The 22,420-nt window shown below is 69.4% G+C and carries 15 protein-coding genes; 6 read left to right on the top strand and 9 right to left on the bottom strand.

The features are described 5' to 3' along the window. Positions 1 to 5: 5 nt before the first annotated feature. A complete protein-coding gene (locus D514_RS36685) occupies positions 6 to 1,052 on the bottom strand; it encodes an NAD(P)-dependent alcohol dehydrogenase (RefSeq protein ID WP_017831402.1) in 1,047 nt (348 codons plus the stop codon). A gap of 125 nt (positions 1,053 to 1,177) precedes the next feature. Here D514_RS36685 and D514_RS36680 point away from each other — a divergent pair, with 125 nt between their 5' ends. Next, positions 1,178 to 1,624, top strand: a complete 447-nt coding sequence (locus D514_RS36680) for a hypothetical protein (RefSeq protein WP_017831401.1) — start codon at positions 1,178 to 1,180, stop codon at positions 1,622 to 1,624. A gap of 129 nt (positions 1,625 to 1,753) precedes the next feature. Here the strand turns inward: D514_RS36680 and D514_RS36675 are convergent, their stop codons facing one another. The 6 genes from D514_RS36675 to D514_RS36650 form a co-directional block, all read right to left on the bottom strand. Further along, entirely contained in the window at positions 1,754 to 3,820 is a 2,067-nt protein-coding gene (locus D514_RS36675; protein ID WP_017831400.1) for an acyl-CoA dehydrogenase, read from the bottom strand. Between the two features lie 120 nt (positions 3,821 to 3,940). After that, a complete protein-coding gene (locus D514_RS36670) occupies positions 3,941 to 5,176 on the bottom strand; it encodes an HTTM domain-containing protein (protein WP_017831399.1) in 1,236 nt (411 codons plus the stop codon). Next, positions 5,173 to 5,994 (bottom strand): DUF5819 family protein, encoded by an 822-nt coding sequence (locus D514_RS36665; RefSeq protein ID WP_017831398.1) that lies wholly within the window; start codon positions 5,992 to 5,994, stop codon positions 5,173 to 5,175. Before D514_RS36665 ends, D514_RS36670 begins: the two co-directional genes overlap by 4 nt. A gap of 78 nt (positions 5,995 to 6,072) precedes the next feature. Then, the gene (locus tag D514_RS38235) at positions 6,073 to 11,004 is read right to left on the bottom strand and encodes a choice-of-anchor G family protein (protein ID WP_144053101.1); all 4,932 of its coding nucleotides are present in this window, start codon (positions 11,002 to 11,004) and stop codon (positions 6,073 to 6,075) included. Between the two features lie 269 nt (positions 11,005 to 11,273). After that, complete coding sequence (locus D514_RS36655) at positions 11,274 to 13,043, bottom strand: glycoside hydrolase family 3 protein (RefSeq protein WP_017831397.1); 1,770 nt, start codon at positions 13,041 to 13,043, stop codon at positions 11,274 to 11,276. Beyond that, complete coding sequence (locus tag D514_RS36650) at positions 13,040 to 14,338, bottom strand: MFS transporter (protein ID WP_017831396.1); 1,299 nt, start codon at positions 14,336 to 14,338, stop codon at positions 13,040 to 13,042. Before D514_RS36650 ends, D514_RS36655 begins: the two co-directional genes overlap by 4 nt. A 133-nt stretch (positions 14,339 to 14,471) precedes the next feature. Between D514_RS36650 and D514_RS36645 the strand changes: the two genes are divergently transcribed. Beyond that, a complete protein-coding gene (locus tag D514_RS36645) occupies positions 14,472 to 15,746 on the top strand; it encodes a TetR/AcrR family transcriptional regulator (protein ID WP_144053100.1) in 1,275 nt (424 codons plus the stop codon). Between the two features lie 39 nt (positions 15,747 to 15,785). Here the strand turns inward: D514_RS36645 and recQ are convergent, their stop codons facing one another. Further along, entirely contained in the window at positions 15,786 to 17,834 is a 2,049-nt protein-coding gene (gene recQ / locus D514_RS36640) for a DNA helicase RecQ (RefSeq protein WP_017831394.1), read from the bottom strand. A 62-nt stretch (positions 17,835 to 17,896) separates the two neighbouring features. Further along, a complete protein-coding gene (locus D514_RS36635) occupies positions 17,897 to 18,406 on the bottom strand; it encodes a MarR family winged helix-turn-helix transcriptional regulator (RefSeq protein ID WP_017831393.1) in 510 nt (169 codons plus the stop codon). A 59-nt stretch (positions 18,407 to 18,465) separates the two neighbouring features. On the opposite strand from D514_RS36635, the gene D514_RS36630 reads away from it, so the two are divergent. The 4 genes from D514_RS36630 (at position 18,466) to D514_RS38230 (ending at position 22,384) form a co-directional block, all read left to right on the top strand. Further along, positions 18,466 to 19,908, top strand: a complete 1,443-nt coding sequence (locus D514_RS36630; protein WP_017831392.1) for an MFS transporter — start codon at positions 18,466 to 18,468, stop codon at positions 19,906 to 19,908. A gap of 73 nt (positions 19,909 to 19,981) precedes the next feature. Then, a complete protein-coding gene (locus tag D514_RS36625; RefSeq protein WP_017831391.1) occupies positions 19,982 to 20,326 on the top strand; it encodes a GNAT family N-acetyltransferase in 345 nt (114 codons plus the stop codon). Next, positions 20,323 to 21,258 (top strand): pirin family protein, encoded by a 936-nt coding sequence (locus tag D514_RS36620; RefSeq protein ID WP_017831390.1) that lies wholly within the window; start codon positions 20,323 to 20,325, stop codon positions 21,256 to 21,258. The genes D514_RS36625 and D514_RS36620 overlap by 4 nt, the downstream gene beginning before the upstream one ends. A 4-nt stretch (positions 21,259 to 21,262) precedes the next feature. Beyond that, a complete protein-coding gene (locus tag D514_RS38230; RefSeq protein ID WP_017831389.1) occupies positions 21,263 to 22,384 on the top strand; it encodes a DUF6226 family protein in 1,122 nt (373 codons plus the stop codon). The last annotated feature ends 36 nt before the right edge of the window (positions 22,385 to 22,420 follow it).

The raw sequence follows: 22,420 nt of genomic DNA, 5'->3' as shown, positions 1-22,420 counted from the left end.
CGACGTCAGGAGCCGAAGGTCGCCGCGTCGATGACGAACCGGTACCGCACGTCGGATGCGAGCACGCGCTCGTAGGCGGCATTGATGTCGGATGCGGGGATGGTCTCGATCTCGGCGGCGATACCGTGCTCGGCGCAGAAGTCGAGCATCTCCTGCGTCTCCTGGATGCCGCCGATGTTGCTGCCGGCGAGCGAGCGACGGCCGCCGATCAACGACATCACCCCGACCGAGAGCGGTTCGCCGGGAGCCCCGACGCACACCATGGTGCCGCCGACGTCGAGCAGGCTCAGATAGGAGCGCAGATCGATCACCGCGCTGACAGTGTTGAGGATCACGTCGAACGACGACCGCAGCTCACGGAAGGTCTCCCGGTCGCTCGTCGCGCGATAGTGGTCGGCTCCGAGCCGCAGCCCGTCGTCCTTCTTGCTCAGGGTCTGCGAGAGCACGGTCACCTCGGCACCGAGTGCGTGCGCGATCTGCACGCCCATGTGCCCGAGGCCCCCGAGCCCCACGACGGCGACGCGGGTGCCCGGTCCGACGTTCCAGTGCCGCAGCGGTGAGTATGTGGTGATGCCGGCGCACAGCAGGGGAGCTGCGACGTCCAGGGGCAGCGCGTCGGGGATCTTCAGGACGAACGCCTCCGTGACCACGACCTGCTCGGAGTATCCGCCCTGCGTGACGGTGCCGTCACGATCGGTGCTGCCGTAGGTGAGGACGGCCCCCTGAGTGCAGAACTGCTCGTCTCCGCGCAGGCAGTTGCGGCACTCGCCGCACGAGTTCACCAGGCATCCGACGCCGACGCGATCGCCGACGGCATGCCGGGTGACGCCCGCGCCGACCGCGGCGATGGTGCCGGTGATCTCGTGGCCGGGAGCGAGCGGGTACTGCTGAGGACCCCAGTCGCCGCGCACGGTGTGGATGTCGGAGTGGCAGATGCCCGCGAACGCGATGTCGATCAGCACGTCGAGCGGGCCGAGCTCGCGTCGCTCGATGACGGTCTTCTCCAGCGGGGCCCCTTCACGGGGTGCGGCATAGGCGTTCACAGCAGACATCTCGGACTCCTCGGATCGGGTACCTGCCGAGACTACCCAGCACCGGATGAGAATCGGCCGTCCCGGGCGAATCGGCGATTGTCAAGGCCGGGTGCGCTCCGCTCGGCCACGCCTAGGCTCACGCCATGACCACCTCAGACGACACGATCTCCCGGTACCTCACCCGCTATGCGGACAGCCTGACCGCGTTCGATGCCGAGACCGCGGCTGGTCTGTGGTCGACGCCGGGGACGATCGTGAACGACCGCTCCTCCGGTGTGCTGGAATCCCGCGATGCGATGGTCGACGGTCTGCGGCAGTCCTATCCGATCTACCAGCGGCTGGGCCTGGCCTCCGTCGGATTCGACCTGCTCGAGCGTCGCGATCTCTCCGACCGGCTCGTGCTCGTGCGCGTGCGCTGGCTGTTCTTCGACGCCGGCGGCGTGCAGCTGACCGACACCGACAGTTACTACCTCCTGCGCGACGAAGACGATGCGGGTCTGCAGGCGTGCGTGTGCGTCGAGACCGACGCGGCGCAGAAGCTCCAGACCCTCGCCACCGAACGCGGAGTGGATCTCACCGCGGCTCCCTGACACCCGATCCGCATCTCCACGCACACCTGTCGGGAGGATGCACACCTGTCGGGAGAATCGCGCGGATTCGCCGTGCGCTCGTCACGAACTCCCGACAGGTGGATCAGGTCCGGGCTGAACCGCAGGCCGTCAGCGCTGCTTCTTCTTCAACGCCTTCTCCTGGATCGGCGCCTGACCGGTCGCTGCGAGGTCGGCGTAGTACGCGCGGGCCTCATCCTGACGCTGCTTCTCCAGGCCGCTCGCGATGGGCGCGCGCACGTGCTCTGGCTCGTAGCCGAACGCGTTCACGAGGTCGAGCGCGTATGGACGAAGACGCGCGCACAGGCGGTCGATGTAACTCGACACGGCCGCAGCGCGCTGCGTCGACAGGCGTCCGTTGATCAGGTGCCAGGCGAGGTGCTTCTCGATGAGCTGCAGGCCGAAGAGATCGCGCAGCCAGGTGAGCACCTTCCGCGTATCCTCATCGTCGATCTGGTGGACGGCGTCGGTGAACGCCTCCCACTGCAGCAGCTCGCCGTGTGCGCGGGCCGCCTCGATGAGCTCGGCCTGGTTCTCGTTGAACAGGCGGGCGCCGAGGGCCTTGTCCTTCGCACCGGGGCGCAGGCGGGAGGCGATGTCGGCCACCATCTGCTGCACGCGTCCGGCGAGCAGGTCGTGCTGCTGCTCCTCACGCAGGCCGCGCTCGACCGAGCGGCTCACCTGACCGAAGTCGGAGACGGCCTGGCCGAGCTGGCGGAGACCGGCGCCGTGGAACAGCTTGCCCGCGGTCATGCCGACGGCGAACTTCGCGAGCGCCGCGGCATCCTTGCCCTGGAACTGCTTGGCGTAGTCGGTCAGCAGACGCTTGCCGACGAGCTGCAGCAGCACGTTGTTGTCGCCCTCGAAGGTGACGTAGATGTCGAGGTCGGCGCGGAGTCCGACCAGACGGTTCTCGAACATGAAGCCGGCGCCACCGGTGGCCTCGCGGGCCTCCTGCAGCGTGTCGAGCGCGTGCCAGGTAGACAGCGGCTTGAGCGCGGCGGCCAGGGTCTCGAGGTCTTCACGGTCGGCCGGGGTGTCGGTGCGGCCGGAGAAGACGCCGTCGAACTTCTGCAGGAACTCGTCGTGCGCGAAGATCTGCGCGTACGTGGTCGCCAGGCGCGGGAGCAGACGGCGCTGGTGCTTGCCGTAGTCCATGAGCACGACCTCCTGCCCGTCCGCACCGTCGAACTGGCGGCGCTGGGTGGCATAGGTGATCGCGATGTGCAGGCCGAGCGCCGAGGCCCAGGATGCCGCGCCGTCGAGCGACACACGTCCCTGCACCAGGGTGCCGAGCATCGTGAAGAAGCGGCGGCCGGGGCTGTCGATCGCGCTGGAGTACGTGCCGTCCGCTGCGACGTCGCCGTAGCGGTTGAGCAGGTTGGTGCGCGGGATGCGCACGTGGTCGAACGAGAGGCGCCCGTTGTCGATGCCGTTGAGGCCGCCCTTGAGGCCGTCGTCCTCGCGGCCGATGCCGGGAAGGTCGACGCCGTCCTCGCCGCGCAGCGGCACATAGAAGCAGTGGACGCCGTGGTTGACGCCGTTCGTGATCAGCTGCGCGAAGACGGTCGCCGCGACGCCGTGCAGCGCCGCGTTGCCGAGGTACTCCTTCGTCGCCCCGCGGAACGGGGTGTTGATCACGAACTCCTCCGTCGCCGGATCGTATGTCGCGGTCGTACCGACGGCCGCGACGTCGGAGCCGTGGCCGATCTCGGTCATCGCGAAGGCGCCAGGGATCGAGAGGTCCATCACACCGGGAAGCCACTTCGCGTGGTGCTGCTCGGTGCCGAGCTGCAGGATCGCGGAGCCGAAGAGTCCCCACTGCACGCCCGACTTGATCTGCAGGCTGGGGTCGGCCACCACCAGCTCCTCGAAGCCCGCGATGTTCGCGCCGTTGTTCTCCTCGCCGCCGAGCGACTTGGGGAACGCGCGGTGCACGGCCTTGTTCTCGACCAGGAGGTGCAGCTGGCTGAGCACGCGCTCGCGGTGATCGTCCTTGCCGAGCTCATCCTTGCGCCAGAACGCCGAGTCCTTGATCATCTCGCGGGCCTGGCGACGCACGTCTGCCCACGTGCCCATCAGTGCGTCGTTGACGCGGGCGACATCGATGTGCAGGTTCGCATCCGCGGTGTCGGTGGAGGTGCGAGTCGTCTTCGGACGGACGGCGGCGTCGACCATGTGCGTTCCTCTCAGAGGGAAGTGGGATTACAGCCATGGTAGGTCTGCCACAACCAGAGACGAACTGCCCTGTCCACATCCTCCAACGCCCGACGGGCACATCTCGTCGCCGCGTTGTCGTCAGACCACAGTCCGGACAGGCGGGACCGCTTCGGGCGTCGCGGGCGGCGGTGCGGCGCCCGCTTCCTGCCAACGCCGCTTCGTCCCCGCGCTCAACCGCCCCCATGTGCGGTCGCGGATGAAGATCGCGTCGATCGCGATCATGGTGAGCGAGAACCACGGGAGCCCCATGAGCACCGCGATGCCGATGTGGAAGGAGAGGATGCCCAGCAGGCCGATCAGCCGCGTCGGACGCGTCAGCAGCATGAGGGGGAAGGCGACCTGCAGGAGGATCGACCCCCAGCTCGCGATCGTGACCATCGGCCCCCACGCGGTGACGAGGTCGCTCAACACCGGCCAGGTGCCGAACCGCGCGGTCTGCAGCGGGTTGTAGACCGCATACCCCTCTTCCCACGGCGCACCACCCGCCTTGTAGAGCGCACCGGATGCGTAGACGAAGAACACCTGGGCGGCGAGGGCCACGAGGGCGAGATTGTGGAACATGGTTCCCAGCAGCGCCGGCTGGCTGTTCGGGGCGAACCACTCCCCCGACTTCGCCCGACGCCTGGCATCCAGCGACCACCGGGCTGCGGGGTCGGCGAAGAGCAGCAGCAGCAGCGCGATGCGGAACATGTTGTCGCCCTGGTCGCCCACCATGTCGTTGGCCTCGATGAAGCCCACCCAGAGGCAGAAGAAGATCGGGAGCACGATCCGGAAGCGCCACCCGAGGACGAACAGCACGGCGAGCACTCCGAGGAGAAGGTAGAGCGCCGTGTAGAGGACGTCGTTGCCCATCGCGGCATGGAACGCGCTGAACACCCAGATCTTCGGGAACTCGCTTACCGGCTCCGCGAGCTCGCCGTTCCAGGCCGAGCCCGATCCGAAGGTGTACAGGCGGGTGCCGAAGTTCGAGGCCAAGAGCCCGATCGCGGTGACGCCGAAGAGGATGCGGGTGACCGCGAGCCCGTAGAGAGCCTTCTTGCCGTTGAAGAGCCAGTCGCCGACGAACGCCGAGATGCGATCGACGGCCGAGAGCACCATCGCCCAGAGCCCGGCGATCATCGACGACACGAAGCTCAGCAACCGGGTCGCGAACGACCTCGGCACGGTGTTCGCCGTCGCGGGCACCGGATCACGGGGAGCAGCGGGAGGGGCGGTCGCCGGGGCGGGTGCCGACGTGGTCGTGCCCTGCGGCGCAGGATCCTTCCACTTCTTCGCGTCGGACTTCCGCGCCGAGGTCTTGACCGGGGCGCTCACGGCTGGATTCTCTCGAACTGGCCACGGAAGGTGTTCGCGAAGTTCTCTCGACTCTGCCCTTCCTCTTCTACAGGGAGTCGCCATCCGGTGGTCGAGAACGTGGGGTCCGGCCGCTGTGCGCTCGGGTCGTTGCGATCCTTGTAGGGGATCACGTTCTGACGGCTCACGCGGTACTGCACCTTGACCACGGCATCCGCACCCCAGATCGCATAGGCCACCTGGGTCGCATATGCGGTGGAGAGATGCTCCTCGGCCATGTAGGCCGTCGTCGACGGGTTCTCGTCTCCGGGGAGTTCCTCGAAGGAGCGCACCATCCACTCCTCCCAGCCCTCCTTCGCGAAGTCGAGACCGACCACCGCCTGCTGGTCGGCGTTGAGCTTGTTGTAGGCGTTCATCTGTCCGCTCGCCACCTCACTCGACTGGATGCCGGCCCGCGGCGGGAACAGGTTGTACCGGATCATCGACAGCTCGACGTCCGTGGCACTCACCCAGCCGGTCTCGACTTCCTCGCCGTCCTTCTCGATGACGGCGCGGACGTTGAAGTGGTAGTCGCCGTTGATGGGCTCGGGTGCGAAGACGCTCCACGATTGGCCGAACATCGGCAGCATGTATCCCGCCAGCACCTCCTGCGTGGGGATCTCCCGCAGCGCCGAATAGGGAGCGATCCACAGGAAGGACGCGCTGATGTGCCACAGCGTCAGGAGGCAGGCGGCGAAGGCGATGAGCTTCACCCACCAGGTCGGGCGCGGATGCACCGCGGCCGTCTCCGACGACACGGAAACGTCCGCCTCCGGCGAGGACTCGACTGTGGTGCTCATCCACTTCCCTCCCACCGCCGAGGGTCGGGACCGCCGTGGGGAAACGGCCCCGACCACTCAGCGTTCCTGCATCGCGATCTACTCCGTCTGAACCAGGGGCCGGCGGGATCTCGCGAGTCTCATCGTCCCCAGCCCGAGCGTGAGGAGCAGCGCGGCCAGCGCGATCCACCCGCTCTGGAGCTGCCCGCCGGTCGTGGCCAGGCCCGATGCCACCAGCTGGAACGTCGCCGACACACTGCCGGAGGTCGCCCCGGTCAGTGTCACGGTGTGGGTTCCCAGATCGATGGCCGTGGGGACCGTCCAGGTGAAGGTGACCGTACCCTGGGCGTTCGCGATCTGGCTGCCCAGCGCGAGCGGGTCGGAGGTCATCACACCGGTGACCGTCTCTCCGGGCGTGAAGCCCGTGCCGACTGCGGTCTGTTGCTTGCCGCGCTCCAGCACAGGGGACTTGATCGTGATGGCGATGTTCCCGGTGGGATCGGCCGCCGCATCCGCCGAGGAGCTCGTCGTGGCGGTAGCGGAGGCGGAGGCCGCAGCCGTGGCTTCGGCAGAGGAGTCCGCCGCAGCCGATGCGGAGGCCGTGGCCGAAGACGACGCGTTCGCCGCCGCTGCCGCCGAGGCGTTCGGATCTGCATCGGCCGAGGCCGAGGCGTCGGCCTCGCTCGTCGAGGTCGCATCGTTCTGCGCCGCCGCCTGAGCCGCGGCCGCTGCCGAGGCGTTCGCCGCCGTGGTGGCCGTGGTGGACGCATCCGTGGAGGCATCGGTGGTCGCTGCGGCCTGGGCCGCGGCGCTGGCCGACACGTCCGCCGCGGCGGATGCCTGGCTGGTCGCATCGGCGAGTGCCGCAGCCACAGCGGCTGCCTCGACCGAGGCGTTGCTGTCATCATCCGCCTGGGCGGACGCCGAGGCCGATGCCGAGGCGTTCGTGTTTATCTCCGCCGAGGCGTCCGCCGAGCCGACCGCATCCGAGGAGGCATCGGTCGAGGCGCTCGCGATCGCCGCTGCGCTCGCGTTCGCCGCTGCACTCGTGCTGGCATCGTCCGTGGCCGAGGCTTCGGCCGCCGTGTCCGTCGTGGCGTCGGCCAGTGCTGCCGCCTGCGCGGCGATCGCCGCGCCGGCGTTCGCCTCGGAGGTGGCATCAGCGGTCGCCGCCGCGGACGAGGTCGCCGTCGCCGCGGCCTCCGATGCCGCCTCGGCTGCCGGATCCGCCGCAGCCGATCCCTCCGCCGTCGCGTCGGAGAAGGCCGCCGCCTGTGCGGAGGCCTCGGCGACCGCGGCGGTGGAGGCGTCGGCATTGGCCGAAGCGGATGCCGAGGCCGCCGCGTTCGCGTTGGCCGAGGCCTCCGACGACGCATCCGCCGAGGATGTCGCCGTCGCTGCGGATTCGGACGATGCCGCGGAATTCGAATCGGCTGCTGTCGATGCCGCGGCATTCACGTCGCTCGACGCGTCTGCCTGGGCCGCGGCCTGGGCAGCGACAGCCGCTGCGGCGTTGGCCGTCGACGTCGCATCGGTCGAAGCCGTCGTGGACGCCGTGGTCGTCGCCGCGGATTCCGCGGCGGAGGTGGCATCGGCCGTCGCCGCCGCAGATGCGGTGGAGGTCGCATCAGCGAGAGCAGCGGCTTCTGCAGCTGCCTGGGCCGAGGGATCGCCGTCCGCGGTCGCGTCGGCCGACGCCGAGGCCGAGGCCGCCGCGTTGGTGTTGACATCGCCGGGGTCGCCCGCGGTCACCTCGGTGGTGTCCGAGCCGGTGACCGCACCCGCGGTCGCCGTGAGCGTGTAGCCCGTGCCCGGGGTGGTGTCGATCGGCACCGGATAGTTCGCCGTGAAGGCCCCGGACGCGTCGGTGGTCACCGCCACCGGACCACCGACATCCGCACCACCGCCGGGAGCGGTCAGCTGCAACGAGACCGAGGTGCTCACCGGCCACCCGGTACCGGTGACGGCGAGGTTTGTGCCCGCCGGAACCGTCGCCGCCGCATCGACGACGACCGGAGCCGCGGTCACCTCTGTCGTGTCGGTCGCTGTCTGAGCGCCGGCCGAGGCCGTGACCGTGTACCCGGTTCCCGCGGGGGTGCCGGCAGGCGCCGGGTAGTCGAGCGTGAACGCACCGAGCCCGCCCGTCGTCACCGTCTGCGGCGTACCGATGGCCCCGCCTCCTGGAGCCGCGAGCTGCACGATCACCTCGGTGTCGGCCGGCCAGTTGGTGCCGGACACGGCCAGGTCGCTGCCTGCCTGCACGGTCGCCGCCGCATCGACGGTCGCCGCGGCGGTGACCTCGGTCGTGTCCGTGGCGCTCTGGGCGCCCACGGTCGCGGTCACCGTGTAGCCGGTGCCTGGCGTGGCCGATGCCGGCACCGGGTAGTCGAGTGTGAACCCACCCGCTCCATCGGTCGTGACCGTCTCAGGGCCGCCGACGTCCGCGCCACCGCCGGGCGCCGTCAACTGCACCGACACCTCGGTGTTCGCCGGCCAGTTCGCGCCCGTGACGGGGAGCGTCGTTCCGGCCTGCACCGTCGCCGCCGCATCGACGGCAGCAGCGGCCGTCACCGCGGTCGTGTCGATCGCCGTGACGGCACCGGCCGTCGCGGTCACGGTGTAGGCGGCACCCGGTGTCGCAGACGCGGGCACCGGGTAGTCGAGTGCGAACTCGCCGGATGCATCGGTGGTCGCCGTCTCGGGGCCGCCGACGTCGGCGCCACCGCCGGGAGCCGTCAGCTGCACCGACACCTCGGTGTTCGCCGGCCAGTTGGATCCTGAGACCGGAAGACTCGTCCCCGCCTGCACCGTCGCGGCCGCATCGATCGCCGCGACCGGAGCGTCGGTCACCTCGGTGGTATCGGTGGCGGTCTGCGTACCCGCCGTGGCCGTCACCTCGTAACCGGTGGCGGCCGGGGTTCCCGCCGGGACGGGGTAGTCGAGGGTGAAGGTCCCCGCGACGTCGGTGGTGACCAGCTCAGGGCCGCCGATGTTCGCGCCGCCACCGGGCGCCGTCAGCTGCACCGACACCTGGGTGTTCGCGGGCCAGTTGGTTCCGGAGATGCCGAGGTTCGTGCCCGCCTGCACAGCCGGTGCGGCATCGACCGCTGCTGCGGCCGTGACCTCGGTGGCGTCCGTGGCGGTGACGGCGCCGGCTGTCGCGGTGACCGTGTAGCCGACGCCGGGGGCGGCGCCTGCGGGGATCGGATAAGAGAGCGTGAACGCGCCGCCGCCATCCGTCGTGATGGGAACGCCGGTGCCGACCGCTCCGCCTCCCGGTGCAGTCACCTGCACGGTGACCTCGGTGTTCGCGGCCCACCCCGAGCCCGTCACCGCGAGGTCGGTTCCCGCCTGCACAGTGGCAGCCGCATCGATCGCCGCGACCGCCGCAGCCGCAGACTTCACCGTCGAAGACCCGAGATCGAGGGAGACTCCGCCGCCGACCGCAGGTAGCAGGTCCACTGCGAGGGCGCGCACCCTGAAGCTGTCTCCGGGGATGTCCCCCGTGGCGGGCTGTTCGTTGATCGTGATGTCGACGAGATCGGAGAGCACGCCCTGGAGCACAGGATCGAGCGTCGTGAGCACAGGGCCCGTCAACGCGGCGAGCGCCGGCTGCACGAGCGGGATCACGCTGTTCAGGGCGGTGTTCACGAGTGGACCCGTCGTGGTGGCGACCGCATTCGTGACGGCCGAGACCACCGGGTTGAGGAGGACGCCGATGTTGAGGCCGGCGAGCGTGATGTCCGTCGTGACCGTGGGCACGGGGGTCGCAGTGCCGGCGAACTGCGCCAGCGAGCCCTTGACCGTCACATCCCCCGACACCAATGGCGTTCCGGTGAGCGGAACAGTGAGGTCGACGCCGACCGTCAGCGTCACCTGGAGCGCGTCGAGCGTGGACTTCAGGATCGTGGAGACCTTGCCGTTGAGGCTGTTCGGGTGCGTACCCGTCAGCGCGGAGGTGATCCCCTGCTGGATCGCGGAGATGGTCGTGGCCGAGAGCACCGGGGTATTCGCGGGCAAGGTGTTGAGGTCCGCCCCTGCGCCGGTCTCGACGAGGATCTTGGCGAGATCGACGGAGACCGTCCCGGTGCTCAGGTCGAGGAGCACCGATCCCGTCGAGTTCTCGATCGGGGTCTGCAGCACTTGGGTGGTCACGGTCTGGCCGACCGTGTCGAGTCCGGCGATCCCGACTGTTCCTCCGGTCGCGGTGAAGGCTGCGAGCAGCGGCACATCGGGGATCGCGTTGATCGTGCTGACGAGGGTCGTGACGAGAGCGGTCAGCGCTCCACCGGGGCCTGCGAGACCACTCACCGGAGTCGCGGTGCCCTGGATCGCCGAGGCCAGCGTTCCCGACAGCCCGGCGACCAGGTTGCTGTGCAGATCGAGGTTCAGGTCCGCGATGCGGTACTGGGACGTGGCCGCCGCGGCGTTCGATTCGGCGCGCGACGCGAGGGCGCCGATGCCGACCGAGGCCTGATCGAGGACCGCGTCGGTGAGGCCGGCGACGGCGAGCTGGTCGAAGAGGTCGGTGAGCTCGAGCGTGCCGGGATTCACACCGCCGTCGATGGCGCCCGTGTCGATCGCCCCGCCCGTGGTGATCGTGCCCGACGACGCGATCGACTGCGTCTGCGTCGGCGACGAGCTGAAGCTCTGCGCGGCACCCAGATCACCGAGCCGCAGCAGACCCGGCCCGGTGCCGTCGGTCAGCAGCGGCACGTTCAGGGTGCCGACATCGATGGCGAGTGCCTCCAGCAGACCCACATCCAGCCCGCCGAGCTCAGAGCCCGGGGCTGCGGGGTTGCTGGTGAGCGTGTGACCGAGAGCCGCGATGTCCAGGCCCCCGAGCAGAGCGGCGGGCAGCTGGATGATCTGCCCCTGCGCGACCGCCGGATCGTTCGGATTCGCCGTGTCCAGCGCATTCGCCGCAGTCGGCACCAACGCACTCGCGAGGATCACCGCGCCGACGGTGACGCCGGCGATGCCTCCTCCAACTGCTCTACGTCGCCGCAGAACCCTCTCCTGCGATTCCATTCGCTACTCCCGTGTGATGCGATCTTCCGCGTCACATGGCCCCCCACGGGTCGACGTCAGTCGGCCGAGCGATGTTGCGCCCATTTTTACGGGATCGCAAAGGGGATGTCCAGCATTCGTCCAGAAATTGTCCTGATTCCGGCATCCTGCGAGACATCGCGCCCCCGAGGATGCGTGCGGCGAGACAGGGCGCCGCCGTCAAGTCCACGCAGACGAAGAAACCGCCCCGCTGACCGAGGGTCTGCGGGGCGGTTCCAGATCGAAAACGGTCAGAGCGAAAGCCCGTGGCCGAAGCGGAACAGCGGATCGGCGGTGTCGAACGGCACGTCGGGACGCGAAGCCTCGACCGCGGCCATCGACCGCGGAAGGTCGAACGGCAGCGTGCCCTGCGCGGGGAACGCACCGCTGAGCACATCGAGCAGTGCCGCACCCGAAGCGCCCCAGTTGACGGTCACCGCGGCGGCAGCTTCCACGATCGGCGTCAGGATCGGCGGACGATCGGCGAGCACGTCGACGACGGTCGGCACGGCGTGCGCGACCTCGCGCACATGCGCGACCACCTGCTCCGAGAACGCGAGGGAACCGGCGTGGAAGAAGTTCTCGAACATCGTCTCGCGCTCCTCGAACGGGGCGTGCACGCGGATGATCGCCAGATCGGCCTCGCCCGGTGTCTCCACGACCTCCCCGAAGGATGCCGCTATCTCGGCGTCGATGCCCTCGACGTAGAGCTTTCGGCCGCGCGCGAAGGGCAGAGCTCCGTCGTTCGAGAGCACCGTGATCGAGGCGCGCTGGGCGTCTTCCCCCGCGGCACGGAAATCCGCGCGACCCACGATGTCGTCGGCCGCGTCTTCGTCGACGTACGGGTTCTCGAACAGACCGAGCTCGAACTTCTCGCGCAGGATGCGTCGCGCCGAGACGTCGAGACGGGCCTCGGTCACCTCGCCGTCGGCGACGAGCTCGAGCAGGAGTTCCGGATTCGCCTCACCGCCGAACTGATCGGCACCGGCGTCCAGCACCTTCTTCATGCGCTCGCGCGGCGTGAGGTGCTCCACACCCCAGGCACGTGCGGGGAAGGGCTGGCCGAAGATCTCGGAGTCGCTGATCAGGCCCCAGTCGGTGCACACGACACCGTCGAAGCCGTACCGCTCACGCAGCAGGCCGGTGATCACGGACTTGTTGAACCCGAATCCCACCTCCTCGTACTCCGTGCCGACGGGCATCCCGTAGTACGGCATCATCTGCCGGCTGCCCGCGGCGAGCGCGTCTTCGAACGGCTTCAGGTGAAGCTCGAACTCGCCGCCAGGGTAGACCTGCTCCCGACCGTAGGGGAAGTGCGGGTCCTCTCCGTCCTTCTGCGGTCCCCCTCCGGGGAAGTGCTTGGTCATGGTCGACACCGAGCCAGGGCCGAACGATGCGCCCTGGAAGCCGCGGATGTAGGCCGCACCGAGCCTGCCCGACAGCTCTGCATCCTCACCGAAGGTCGCCGTCTGCCGGGCCCACCGCGGCTCCGTCGCAAGGTCGACCTGGGGGTGCAGGGCCACGCGCAGCCCGACCGCCGTGTACTCCTGACGGGCGATATCGGCGAAGCGCTCGACCAGTGCCTCATCGCGGGTCGCCGCGAGGCCGAGGGTCTCGGGCCACTGCGAGAAGGGGCCGGCGAGGATCGAGGCCCCGGGGTTCTCGCTGAAGGAGTGGCGCGGATCGGTCGACAGCGTCACGGGGATGCCGAGGCGGGTGGATGCCGCCAGGCGCTGCAGCGCGTTGTGCCACGCCGCGATCTCCCGACCGGTGGGCGCGGCGCCGAGCAGGTTGAAGTGGGTCATCCGCTTGGTCTCGAGGAACTCGCGGGCCGACGGAGTCGCGAAGACGGGGTTCGGCTCTTCGAGATCGCCGATCGCGATCATCGTGTGGAAGAACAGCCCCGCCTTCTCCTCGATCGTCATGGCGTCGAGGAGCAGCTGCACGCGTTCGTCGACGGGCAGATCGGCGTCCAGCCAGGGACGGACGGTGGATGTGGCCGTCGTGTCGGAGATGGTCACTTGACTCCCTTGATGCGGTAGACGAGAACGGCGCCGGCGAGCGCGACGAGCGCACCGAACAGGTACCAGGTGGTGTAGCCGCCGAGCGGGGTGGCCGCTCCCAGCGCGATGATGCCGGGGGCGATGGCCGGGGCGATCGACTGCGGAAGGGCGTTGGCGATGTTCAGCACACCGAGGTCTTTCGCCACGTCGTCGGGGTTGGGCAGCACCTCGGTCGCGAGGGCGAGGTCGACGGAGAGGAAGGAGCCGGCACCCAGACCGATGATCGACTGCGCGATGATGACGGTCGTGACATCGGGAGCGATCGCGAGGATGACCAGGCCGACGACCATGACGATCCCGGCGATGGCGACGAACGGGCGACGCTTGCCGATCTTGTCGGAGAGGAATCCACCGAGCGGGGAAGAGATCGCCATCGCCGCCATCGAGGCCAGGTTGGCGGCGAGGATGACGCCGACGGCACCCTGCTCGTCGAGCCCGAACTTGGTGACGAGGTAGAGCGGAAGGAACGTGGCGATGCCGGCGTATCCGAACATCACGAAGAACTTGGTGAGCCAGGTCCAGCCGAAGTCGGGGTGCTTGCGCGGGTTGAACACGAACGAGCCGAAGAACATCGCGACGGTGAACTTCTCTGCGGGCTTCTCGGTGAGGCGTCGGTCCTTGAGGGTCAGCACGAACACGATCACGAGGATCAGCGCGATCACGCCGGGGACGACGAAGCGCTCGAAGTCGCCGGGGAGGAAGTTCACCAGGAAGCTGCCGGCGAGGATGCCGATCGGAGTCGTGATGCCGATGATGCCGGAGACCTTGCCGCGGCTGGTGACCGGCACCTGATCGGGCAGTGTCGCGTTGGCGGCGGCCAGCACGGCGTTCATCGCGGTCTGCACGAGGCACCACGCGAGCAGGACCATCCACACCGAGGTCGCCGACCCGATGAGGACGAAGCCGCCGAGGCCGATGATCGCACCACCGAGGATCCACGGACGACGCATGCCCCAGCGCGACGTGGTGCGGTCGGAGAGCCGACCGACGAGCGGGTTCGCGATGAGGGCGAAGATCGCGCCGACGCCCATCACGAGCCCGAGGCTGCCCTCGGTGTTCACGGGGTCGATGTGCTGGACCTTGAACGCCATCGACACCATGACCGGGGTGAGCAGGGCCAGGTAGACGCCGAAGTTCACGGCGGCGAGGCCCGGCGTGTACCCGCGCGGGGTCTTCAGCGGCGTGGTCCCCGGGGCTTTGAACCCGGTGGTGCCGACCGCGGCCGCGGAAGCGGCGGATGACAACTCTGTCATGACAGTCCTTTCGATTCACCGCACGTCATCGGCGACGCGGTTCTGGGTTGACCATACACCAATCTCGACCGATTGGTAACTGAAACCAGACCGCTTGGTAATGAGCGAGGATAGGATGCACAAGGAGGATGCGATGACGACCACAGCGACCGGCTCGCGACATGCCCGCGCCGCCGCCACGCGCCAGCGCATCCTGTCTGCTGCGCACGACCTGTTCGTCGCACACGGTTATCGGTCGACGTCCCTGCGCGACATCGCCGCCGCCGCCTCCGTCAGCCACCCGGGCCTGCTGGGTCACTTCGCCTCGAAGGACGACCTTCTCGGCGAGGTCGTCGCCGCACTGGAAGCCGACAACGAGAGCGTATTCAGCGCGATCGCGGCGGCTGCCGAACCCGGCGAGCTGGTCTTCTCCGGCATCGCCGAGCGGAACGCGCGCACTCCGGGCTACCTCGAGCTGTTCGCGGCGCTCACCGGCGAGGCCTCGGCTGCCGGTCACCCCGCGCACGCGCGGATGCGTGAGCGCTACTGCCGGCTGCGCTCGCTGAGCGTCGACGTCCTGGAAGACGCGAAGTACCACGGAGTGATCGCGGCCGATCGCGACGTCGACGGCGAGACCGTTCGGCACACGGCCGGGTGGGACGGCCTGCAACTGCTCTCGCAGTACCTTCCGGAGCGAGTCGACGTGGTGGAGACGCTCGAGGAACGCGAGAACCTCTGGGCGCTGCCGGTCGCGTGGCGCGATCCCGACGACGACCTCTCATCCGACGCCGACGCGGCCGGTCCCCTGCCCGAGCTGCGCACGACGGCGACGCCGGACACCGACCCCGGTTATGCGGTCGGCCGTCGCCGCCGCACGCAGATCCTCGCCGATGCGACGCGCCTGTTCGCCCGCGACGGCTACGGCGACACCAGCCTGCAGGACATCGCCACCGCGGTCGGGGTGTCGAAGTCGACCCTGCTGCACCACTACCCGTCGAAAGAGCTGCTGCTCAGCGCCGTCCTCACCGAGCGGGACAGTGCCATCAACGACAACCAGAGGTTCACCGGTGCAGCGTCCGCGGGAGAAGTGCTCCGCAGCATCCCCGATGGCGCCGCGCTGAGCGCTCAGGATGAGCCGGGCCTGATCGAGGTGTATGCGGTGCTGTCCTGCGAGGCGGTCCCCGCCGCCCACCCCGCGCACGACTACTTCGCGACGCGATTCGCGAATGCGCTGGAGTACTTCACCGAGCTCTTCCGCCTCGCCCAGGCCGACGGTGACCTGCCGGCGCATCGCGACCCGGTGCACGAAGCCACATGGCTCATCGCGATGTGGGACGGACTGCAGTACCAGTGGCTGTACGACAGGGAGCGGCTCGACATCGCCACGCACTTGCGCGCCCACCTCGACGACGTGCTGCCTCCGCGCTGAGTGCTGCGGCCTCGGATCAGGCGCTGACCCCGCGTCGGATCAGGCGGCGGCGATGACCGCCAGCACGCCCTCGCCGTAGGCCTCGCGCTTCTTCGCCCCGATGCCGGTGATGCCGTCGAGGTCGGCGAGGGAGGCCGGACGATGCTCGGCGAGCGCACGGAGGGTGGCATCGCCGAAGACGATGTACGCGGGAACGCCCTGCTCGCGCGCCGTCTCGGCCCGCCAGGCGCGCAGCGCTTCGAAGAGTCCGCGATCCCCCGCGTCCAAGGCGTCGGCGGCGCTGGCCTTGCGAGCACGGCCGGAGGAGGTGGGTCGCCCGATCGTGTCCTTGCGCAACGGCACGGCGGTCTCCCCTCGGAGCACACCGGCCGCCTGCTCTCCGGGCGCGAGGGTGCCGTAGTCTCCCTGCGCGACCACGATGCCGCGAGCGAGGAGCTGCCGCACGACACTTCGCCAGTCCTGGTCGGAGAGGTCGTTGCCGATGCCGTAGGTCGCGAGCTTGTCATGGCCCTGCTGCCGGATGCGCTCGGTCGAGGCCCCGCGGAGGATGTCGATCAGATGCCCGGCGCCGAACGCCTGATTGCGCTCGCGCTTGAGCCGCACGATCGTCGAGAGCAGCTTCTGCGCGGGGACGAGACCGTCGAACGTCTCGGTGTCTTCCAGGCACGTGTCGCAGTTGCCGCACGGCTGCGACTCCTGACCGAAATAGCCGAGAAGGTTCTGGCGTCGGCACTCCACGGTCTCGCACAGGGCGAGCATGGCATCGAGGTGCTGACCCATCCGCATCTTGAACGTGCGGTCGCCGGGGCTCTGGTCGATGAGCCTGCGCTGCTGCACGACGTCGCCGAGGCCGTACGCCATCCAGGCCACAGAGGGCTCGCCGTCGCGACCGGCGCGACCGGTCTCCTGGTAGTAGCCCTCGACAGACTTCGGCAGGTCGATGTGCGCGACGAAGCGCACGTCGGGCTTGTCGATGCCCATGCCGAAAGCGATCGTGGCGACCATGACCACGCCGTCTTCGCGAAGGAAGCGCGCCTGGTTCGCCGCCCGCACCTCGGCGGGCAGACCCGCGTGGTACGGCAGCGCATCGAGCCCCTGCGCGGCGAGGTAGGTCGCCGTCTGCTCGACCGACTTGCGGCTGAGCGCGTACACGATGCCCGCGGGCTGCGCGCCGTCGTCGCTCGCCGGCGTCTGGGATCTGATGAACGCGACCAGCTGCTTGCGCGGGTCGACCTTGGGCACGATCCGATACTGGATGTTCGGACGGTCGAAGCTCGCGACGAAGTGCTTCGCGGCGCCGAGCTGCAGGCGCTCGGTGATCTCCTTGTGCGTCGCCGCGGTCGCCGTGGCCGTGAGAGCCATGCGCGGCACCCCGGGGAACCGCTCGCCCAAGTCGCCCAGGGCGAGGTAGTCGGGGCGGAAGTCGTGACCCCACTGCGACACGCAGTGCGCCTCGTCGATCGCGATCACGCTGAGCGTTCCGCGCTGAAGAAGAGCAGTGGTCTGCGCGCTGGAAAGACGCTCCGGTGCGACGTAGATGAGGTCGAGCTCGCCGGCGATGTACGCCCTCTCGACCTCGCGACGCTCATCGATGGCCTGCGTGGAGTTGAGATAGGCGGCGTTGACGCCGTTGGCCCGCAGCGCATCGACCTGGTCGTGCATGAGCGCGATCAACGGGCTGATCACGAGCCCGGTGCCCTCGCGCACGAGAGCCGGCACCTGGTACGTGATGCTCTTTCCGCCACCGGTCGGCATCAGCACGACGGCGTCGCCGCCCGCGATGACCTGCTCGACGATGTCGGCCTGATCGCCGCGGAACTCGTCGTACCCGAAGACCGTGTGCAGCGCCTCGCGCGCGGTCGGATAGCGGCTCGGGGCGGCGGTGCGCACAGTGGACTGCGCGGACGTGGCGGACCGCGGAGCCACCGGGGTGACCGGCCCCTGCCCCCAGTCGAGCGGGGGCTCGAAGCCCGCGCCCTGCGGCTCCCAATCCATCGGCTCCGGCGGGACGGACGACTCCCACCCGTCGTCGTAGGGCTCGTCGGCGTGCGGCAGATCCGCGTACGGGTCACGGGGAGTCTGCGGCATCCCTCCAGCGTAACCACCCCCGCCGACGCGGGCGGCGCGTCCTCCACAGGCGAGGGGCGCGATCAGCTCAGGGTCGACCGATCGTAGGCGCCGATGAGGCCATCGAGGAAGGTCGCGACCGTCGCCCGTTCCTGGGCGCTCATGGCCGCGATCTGCGCCTCGACCTCGTCGATCAGCGGCGCCACGAGGCGCTCAGCATCGGCAGCGGCATCGTCGGAGGCGGTCACGATGAGTTTGCGCCCGTCGGAAGGGTGACGATCTCGGCGCACATGACCGCGGTCTTCGAGACGGTTGAGGACGAGGGTCATGGCCGCGGTCGAGATCTCGATGCGATGCGCCAGCTCGGTGGGCGTCGCGGGTCCGCGCGAGATCAGATGGTCGAGCACCTCGAGACCCGGGGCATCGAGTTCGAGCTGCTTCGCGACCGACCGTTCGAAACGCTGCTGTCGCATCGTGAGCTGCTGCACACGGGACCGGATGTCGCCGTCATCGATCTCGCCGGCGTCGTGCCGACGCGACGGGTCGTACCCCGAAGCGGCTTTCGACACCCGCTCGGCTCGTTTGACATCCATGCCCGCAATGGTAATACTCCATATTGCTAATTTGATTGATAATCAAGAATTGAGATGACATGAGCGACGTGACCGAGGCCCCATACCGCTGGCGTTGGGCGATTCTGGGGGTGATGCTGGCTGCCGAGGTCATGGACATGCTCGATGCGACGATCGTCAACGTCGCCGGCCCGTCCCTGGAGGCATCGCTGGGAACGAACGCCCTGGGCCTGCAGTGGGTGATCGGCGGCTACGCGCTCGCGCTGGGAGCCGGGTTGATCCTCGGCGGCCGTCTGGGCGATCGCTTCGGACGTCGACGGATGTTCCTCCTCGGGCTCACCGCCTTCACGATCGCCTCCCTGCTGTGCTCCCTCGCCCCGACCGCCGAACTGCTGATCGCGTTCCGCCTGATCCAGGGTGCCGCCGGCGCACTGCTGCTCCCCCAGGGACTCGGACTGCTGCGCGAGAACCTCTCGGGTGCCGAACTCGCGGTCGCCTTCGGCATCTTCGGCCCGGCACTCGGCCTGGGCGGCATCCTGGGCCCGATCATCGGCGGCGGACTCATCGAGGCCGACATCCTCGGTCTCGGATGGCGCTCGGTCTTCCTCGTGAACATCCCGATCGGAATCATCGCCCTGGCCGTCGCATGGCGCATCCTGCCGCGACGATCCGGCGATCGAGCCGTCCGCATCGACCTCCTCGGCGCCACCGTCATCGTCGCCTCCTCCGGCATCCTCGTCCTCGGCCTGACCTTCGGCCCCGAGCTGGAGTGGCCGCTGTGGGCCTGGGCATGCGTGGCCGCAGGGCTGGGCGGGTTCGTGATGTTCGGCTGGCAGCAGCGGCAGCTGCTCGCCCGTGGGGGCGTGCCCCTCGTCACGGCGACCATGTTCACCCGTCGCGCGTACACCTTCGGACTCGTGGGCATCGCCCTCTTCTTCAGCAGCCTCACCGGTACACAGCTCGTGCTGACCCTGTTCCTGCAGGTCGGCAACGGCTTCAGCGCCGGGGAGGCCGGGCTGAGCAACCTCCCCCTCGCGCTCGGCTCTGCGGTCGGCGGTGCGGTCAGCGGCGCGTGGCTCGCCGAGAAGATCGGCCGATCCGTGCTGCAGCTCGGGGCGGTGACCCAGCTGCTGGGCGCCGCGCTCCTCTGGCTCGAGCTGGAGCAGCCGGGCGACTTCACCATCTGGACCATCGTCCCCGGCATCGCCCTGTTCGGCGTCGGCGGCGGCGCGATCATCGCCGCCCTGTTCAGCACGATCCTCGCGGCGGTGAAAGACGAGGAGATCGGTTCCGCCTCCGGCGTCCTCACCGCGGTGCAGGCGATCGCGAGCGCGGTCGGTGTGGCGATCTTCGCGTCGGTCTTCTTCGATGCCGCAGCATCCGGCACCCCTTCGCAGGCCTACCAGCAGACGCTCATCGTGCCCGCGTTGATGCTGATCGCCTTCCTCGCCCTGACCTTCCTCTTCCCGAAGAAGAGCCGCGACGACGCACACGCCGCAGCAGTCGAGGAGACGGCGCACTGACTCGTCACCCGGGAGCGACCAAGGCGCTTCCGGCGGGCGTAGGTTGGAGGCACCCCGTTCGAAGGAGCACCCGATGACCGAGATCACCGTGACCCGCAACGACGAAGAATCGCGCTACGAGCTCCGCTCCGACGACGTGCTCGCGGGCTTCGCGGCGTTCGATCTGCGCCCCGGATCCATCCGCTTCACCCACACCGAGATCGACCCGGCATTCCAGGGGCAGGGACTGGCGGGGAAGCTCGCATCGGCCGCTCTGGCGGATGCGGCGGAGCGTGGTGACGCGATCGTGCCGCTGTGCCCGTACATCGCGAAATACCTCGAGACCCACGAGGTGCCGGGCGCGGAGATCCGCTGGCCGAAGCTCCCATCCGCCTCCGCCGGTTCTGCGGGCGAGGACCCGACGGGCCGAGCGGAATGATCGGGCAGCGCCGCCTCATCCTCGAACCCCGCGAAGTTCCGCTCGGCGGCGTACGCGGCATGAACGTGCTGCGCGCACTGCCGCACCGCAACCTGCCGACGATCGGCGCCTGGTGCTTCCTCGATCGGTTCGGTCCCGCCGACACCGAGATGCGGGTCGAACCGCATCCGCACATCGGACTGCAGACGGTGACCTGGCCGCTCGTCGGAGAGATCCGCCACCGCGACTCGCTCGGCAGCGACGCCGACCTGCGCCGCGGGCAGCTGAACCTGATGACCGCCGGGAAGGGGATCTCGCACTCGGAGTACTCGGTCGGCGACGGGCCCGTCCCCCTCGATGCACTGCAGTTCTGGGTGGCGCTCCCCGAATCCGCCCGCCACGGTGCCCCCGGGTTCGAACGGCACACCGCACTGCCCGCGCTCGCGATCCCGGCCGACGAGGGCGCGGATGCCGAGGCCACCGTCGTGCTCGGCGAGTTCGCCGGGGTACGTTCCCCCGCCACCGTGCACACCCCGATCGTGGGCGCCGAGATCGTGCTCTCCCCGGGCTCGCGGGTGCACCTGCCGCTGCGTTCGGGCTGGGAGCACGCGCTGATGCTCGTCGAGGGCGATGTCGTGGTGGCAGAGCATCCGCTCGATCGCAACGGTCTGCTGTATCTCGGCGACTCGCGCGACGAGGTCGAGGTCTCGACGACCGCGGGTGCACTGCTGTTCGTGCTCGGCGGCGAGCCGTTCGAGGACGAGATCGTGATGTGGTGGAACTTCGCCGGCCGCACGCACGACGAGATCGTCGAGGCCCGCGAGGAGTGGGAGGCGGAGTCCGCGACGGGAGCGGCGTCACCCCGCTTCGGCGCGGTCGAGGGTCACGACGTGCGCATCCCGGCCCCGCCGCTCCCCGACGTGCGGCTCATGCCACGCAGCCGGAAGCTCTAGGCCGATGTCGACGTCGAACATCTTCCCCGGCGCGCTCGCGCCGATGCCGGACGCCATGTCCGCCACGCTGATCTGGCCGGGTCCCGAGCCGGTCGCGCCCCCGCGATTCGTTGAGGGCTTCGAGCTCTTCGCGGCCTTCGCGCGTGAGGCCGGCGCCGACCCCGCCGCCCTTGCCGCCGACCTCGGCGCACTGTGGGACTTCGTCGCCGCGCATCCCGAGCTCCTGGCCGCCCCGGAGACAGCGGAGGCGGCGGAACGGTTCCTTGGCAATGCGATCGCCGTGGCGCATCCGGCGGCGAGGTGGCGCTTCACGAGCGAACCCGAGGTGGGCACCTCGACGATCTCGGTCCCGGTCGCCGGCCTGCTGAGGGGGATCATCGAGCACCCGGAGCAGCGCGAGCCGTTCCGGGAGATGCTCGCGTCCTGGCCGCAGGCCGACCGCGACGCCGAAGAGCACGCCGCCCTCACCCACGATGAGGTCGACATCGACTTCGTCGTCACCCCGGTGCCGTTCACGCGTCCGGTGCTCTCGATCCCGGAGTTCGTCGACGAATCCGGCCATGTCATCCACTACGGATCCCGCTGGGCCGGTGGCTCGCCTCCGGAAGACGCCTACTCCCGGGTGACCCATCCCGAACGATTCGCCCCGGTGATGGGCGTCGTCGACGCCCTGGTCGACCACCTCGAGACCTGGTACGACGTCGATGTCGACCGACGGTCCGACGAGTCGGGGGCACGCATCTGGCACCTGCGCCCCACCACGGGAGCGCAGATCACCCTCACCGAGACGGCCGAATCCGTCTTCATCCAGGCCGGAGCCCTGACCCGGGAATACGCGCCCAGTTGCACCTGCGACGCGTGCGACGAGACAGCCGAGAGTGTCGCCGACCAGATCGAGGAGACCGTGCTCGCGATCGCCGCCGGAGGGCTGCGGGAGGTCTACCCCGTCGGACAGCGGCGCTGGTTGCATACCGAGCGGCGCACGCCCGACGGCGGAGGACGATCGGGCGGCGGCCAACCCGACCCGTCGCTCTCGGCCGACGAGCTGGACGATGCCGCAGACCTCCTGGGGCGTCTCCCTGACGGCTGGTGGCCGGCCTGGACGCTGCGCTCCGCCCAGTCCTGACTCCCCCGCCCTGACTTCCCCGCCCTGACTCCCCGG

The organism is Microbacterium sp. UCD-TDU (assembly GCF_000340625.1).
Classification (GTDB): Bacteria; Actinomycetota; Actinomycetes; order Actinomycetales; family Microbacteriaceae; genus Microbacterium; species Microbacterium maritypicum.
This window is presented reverse-complemented; position numbering and strand designations above follow the sequence as displayed.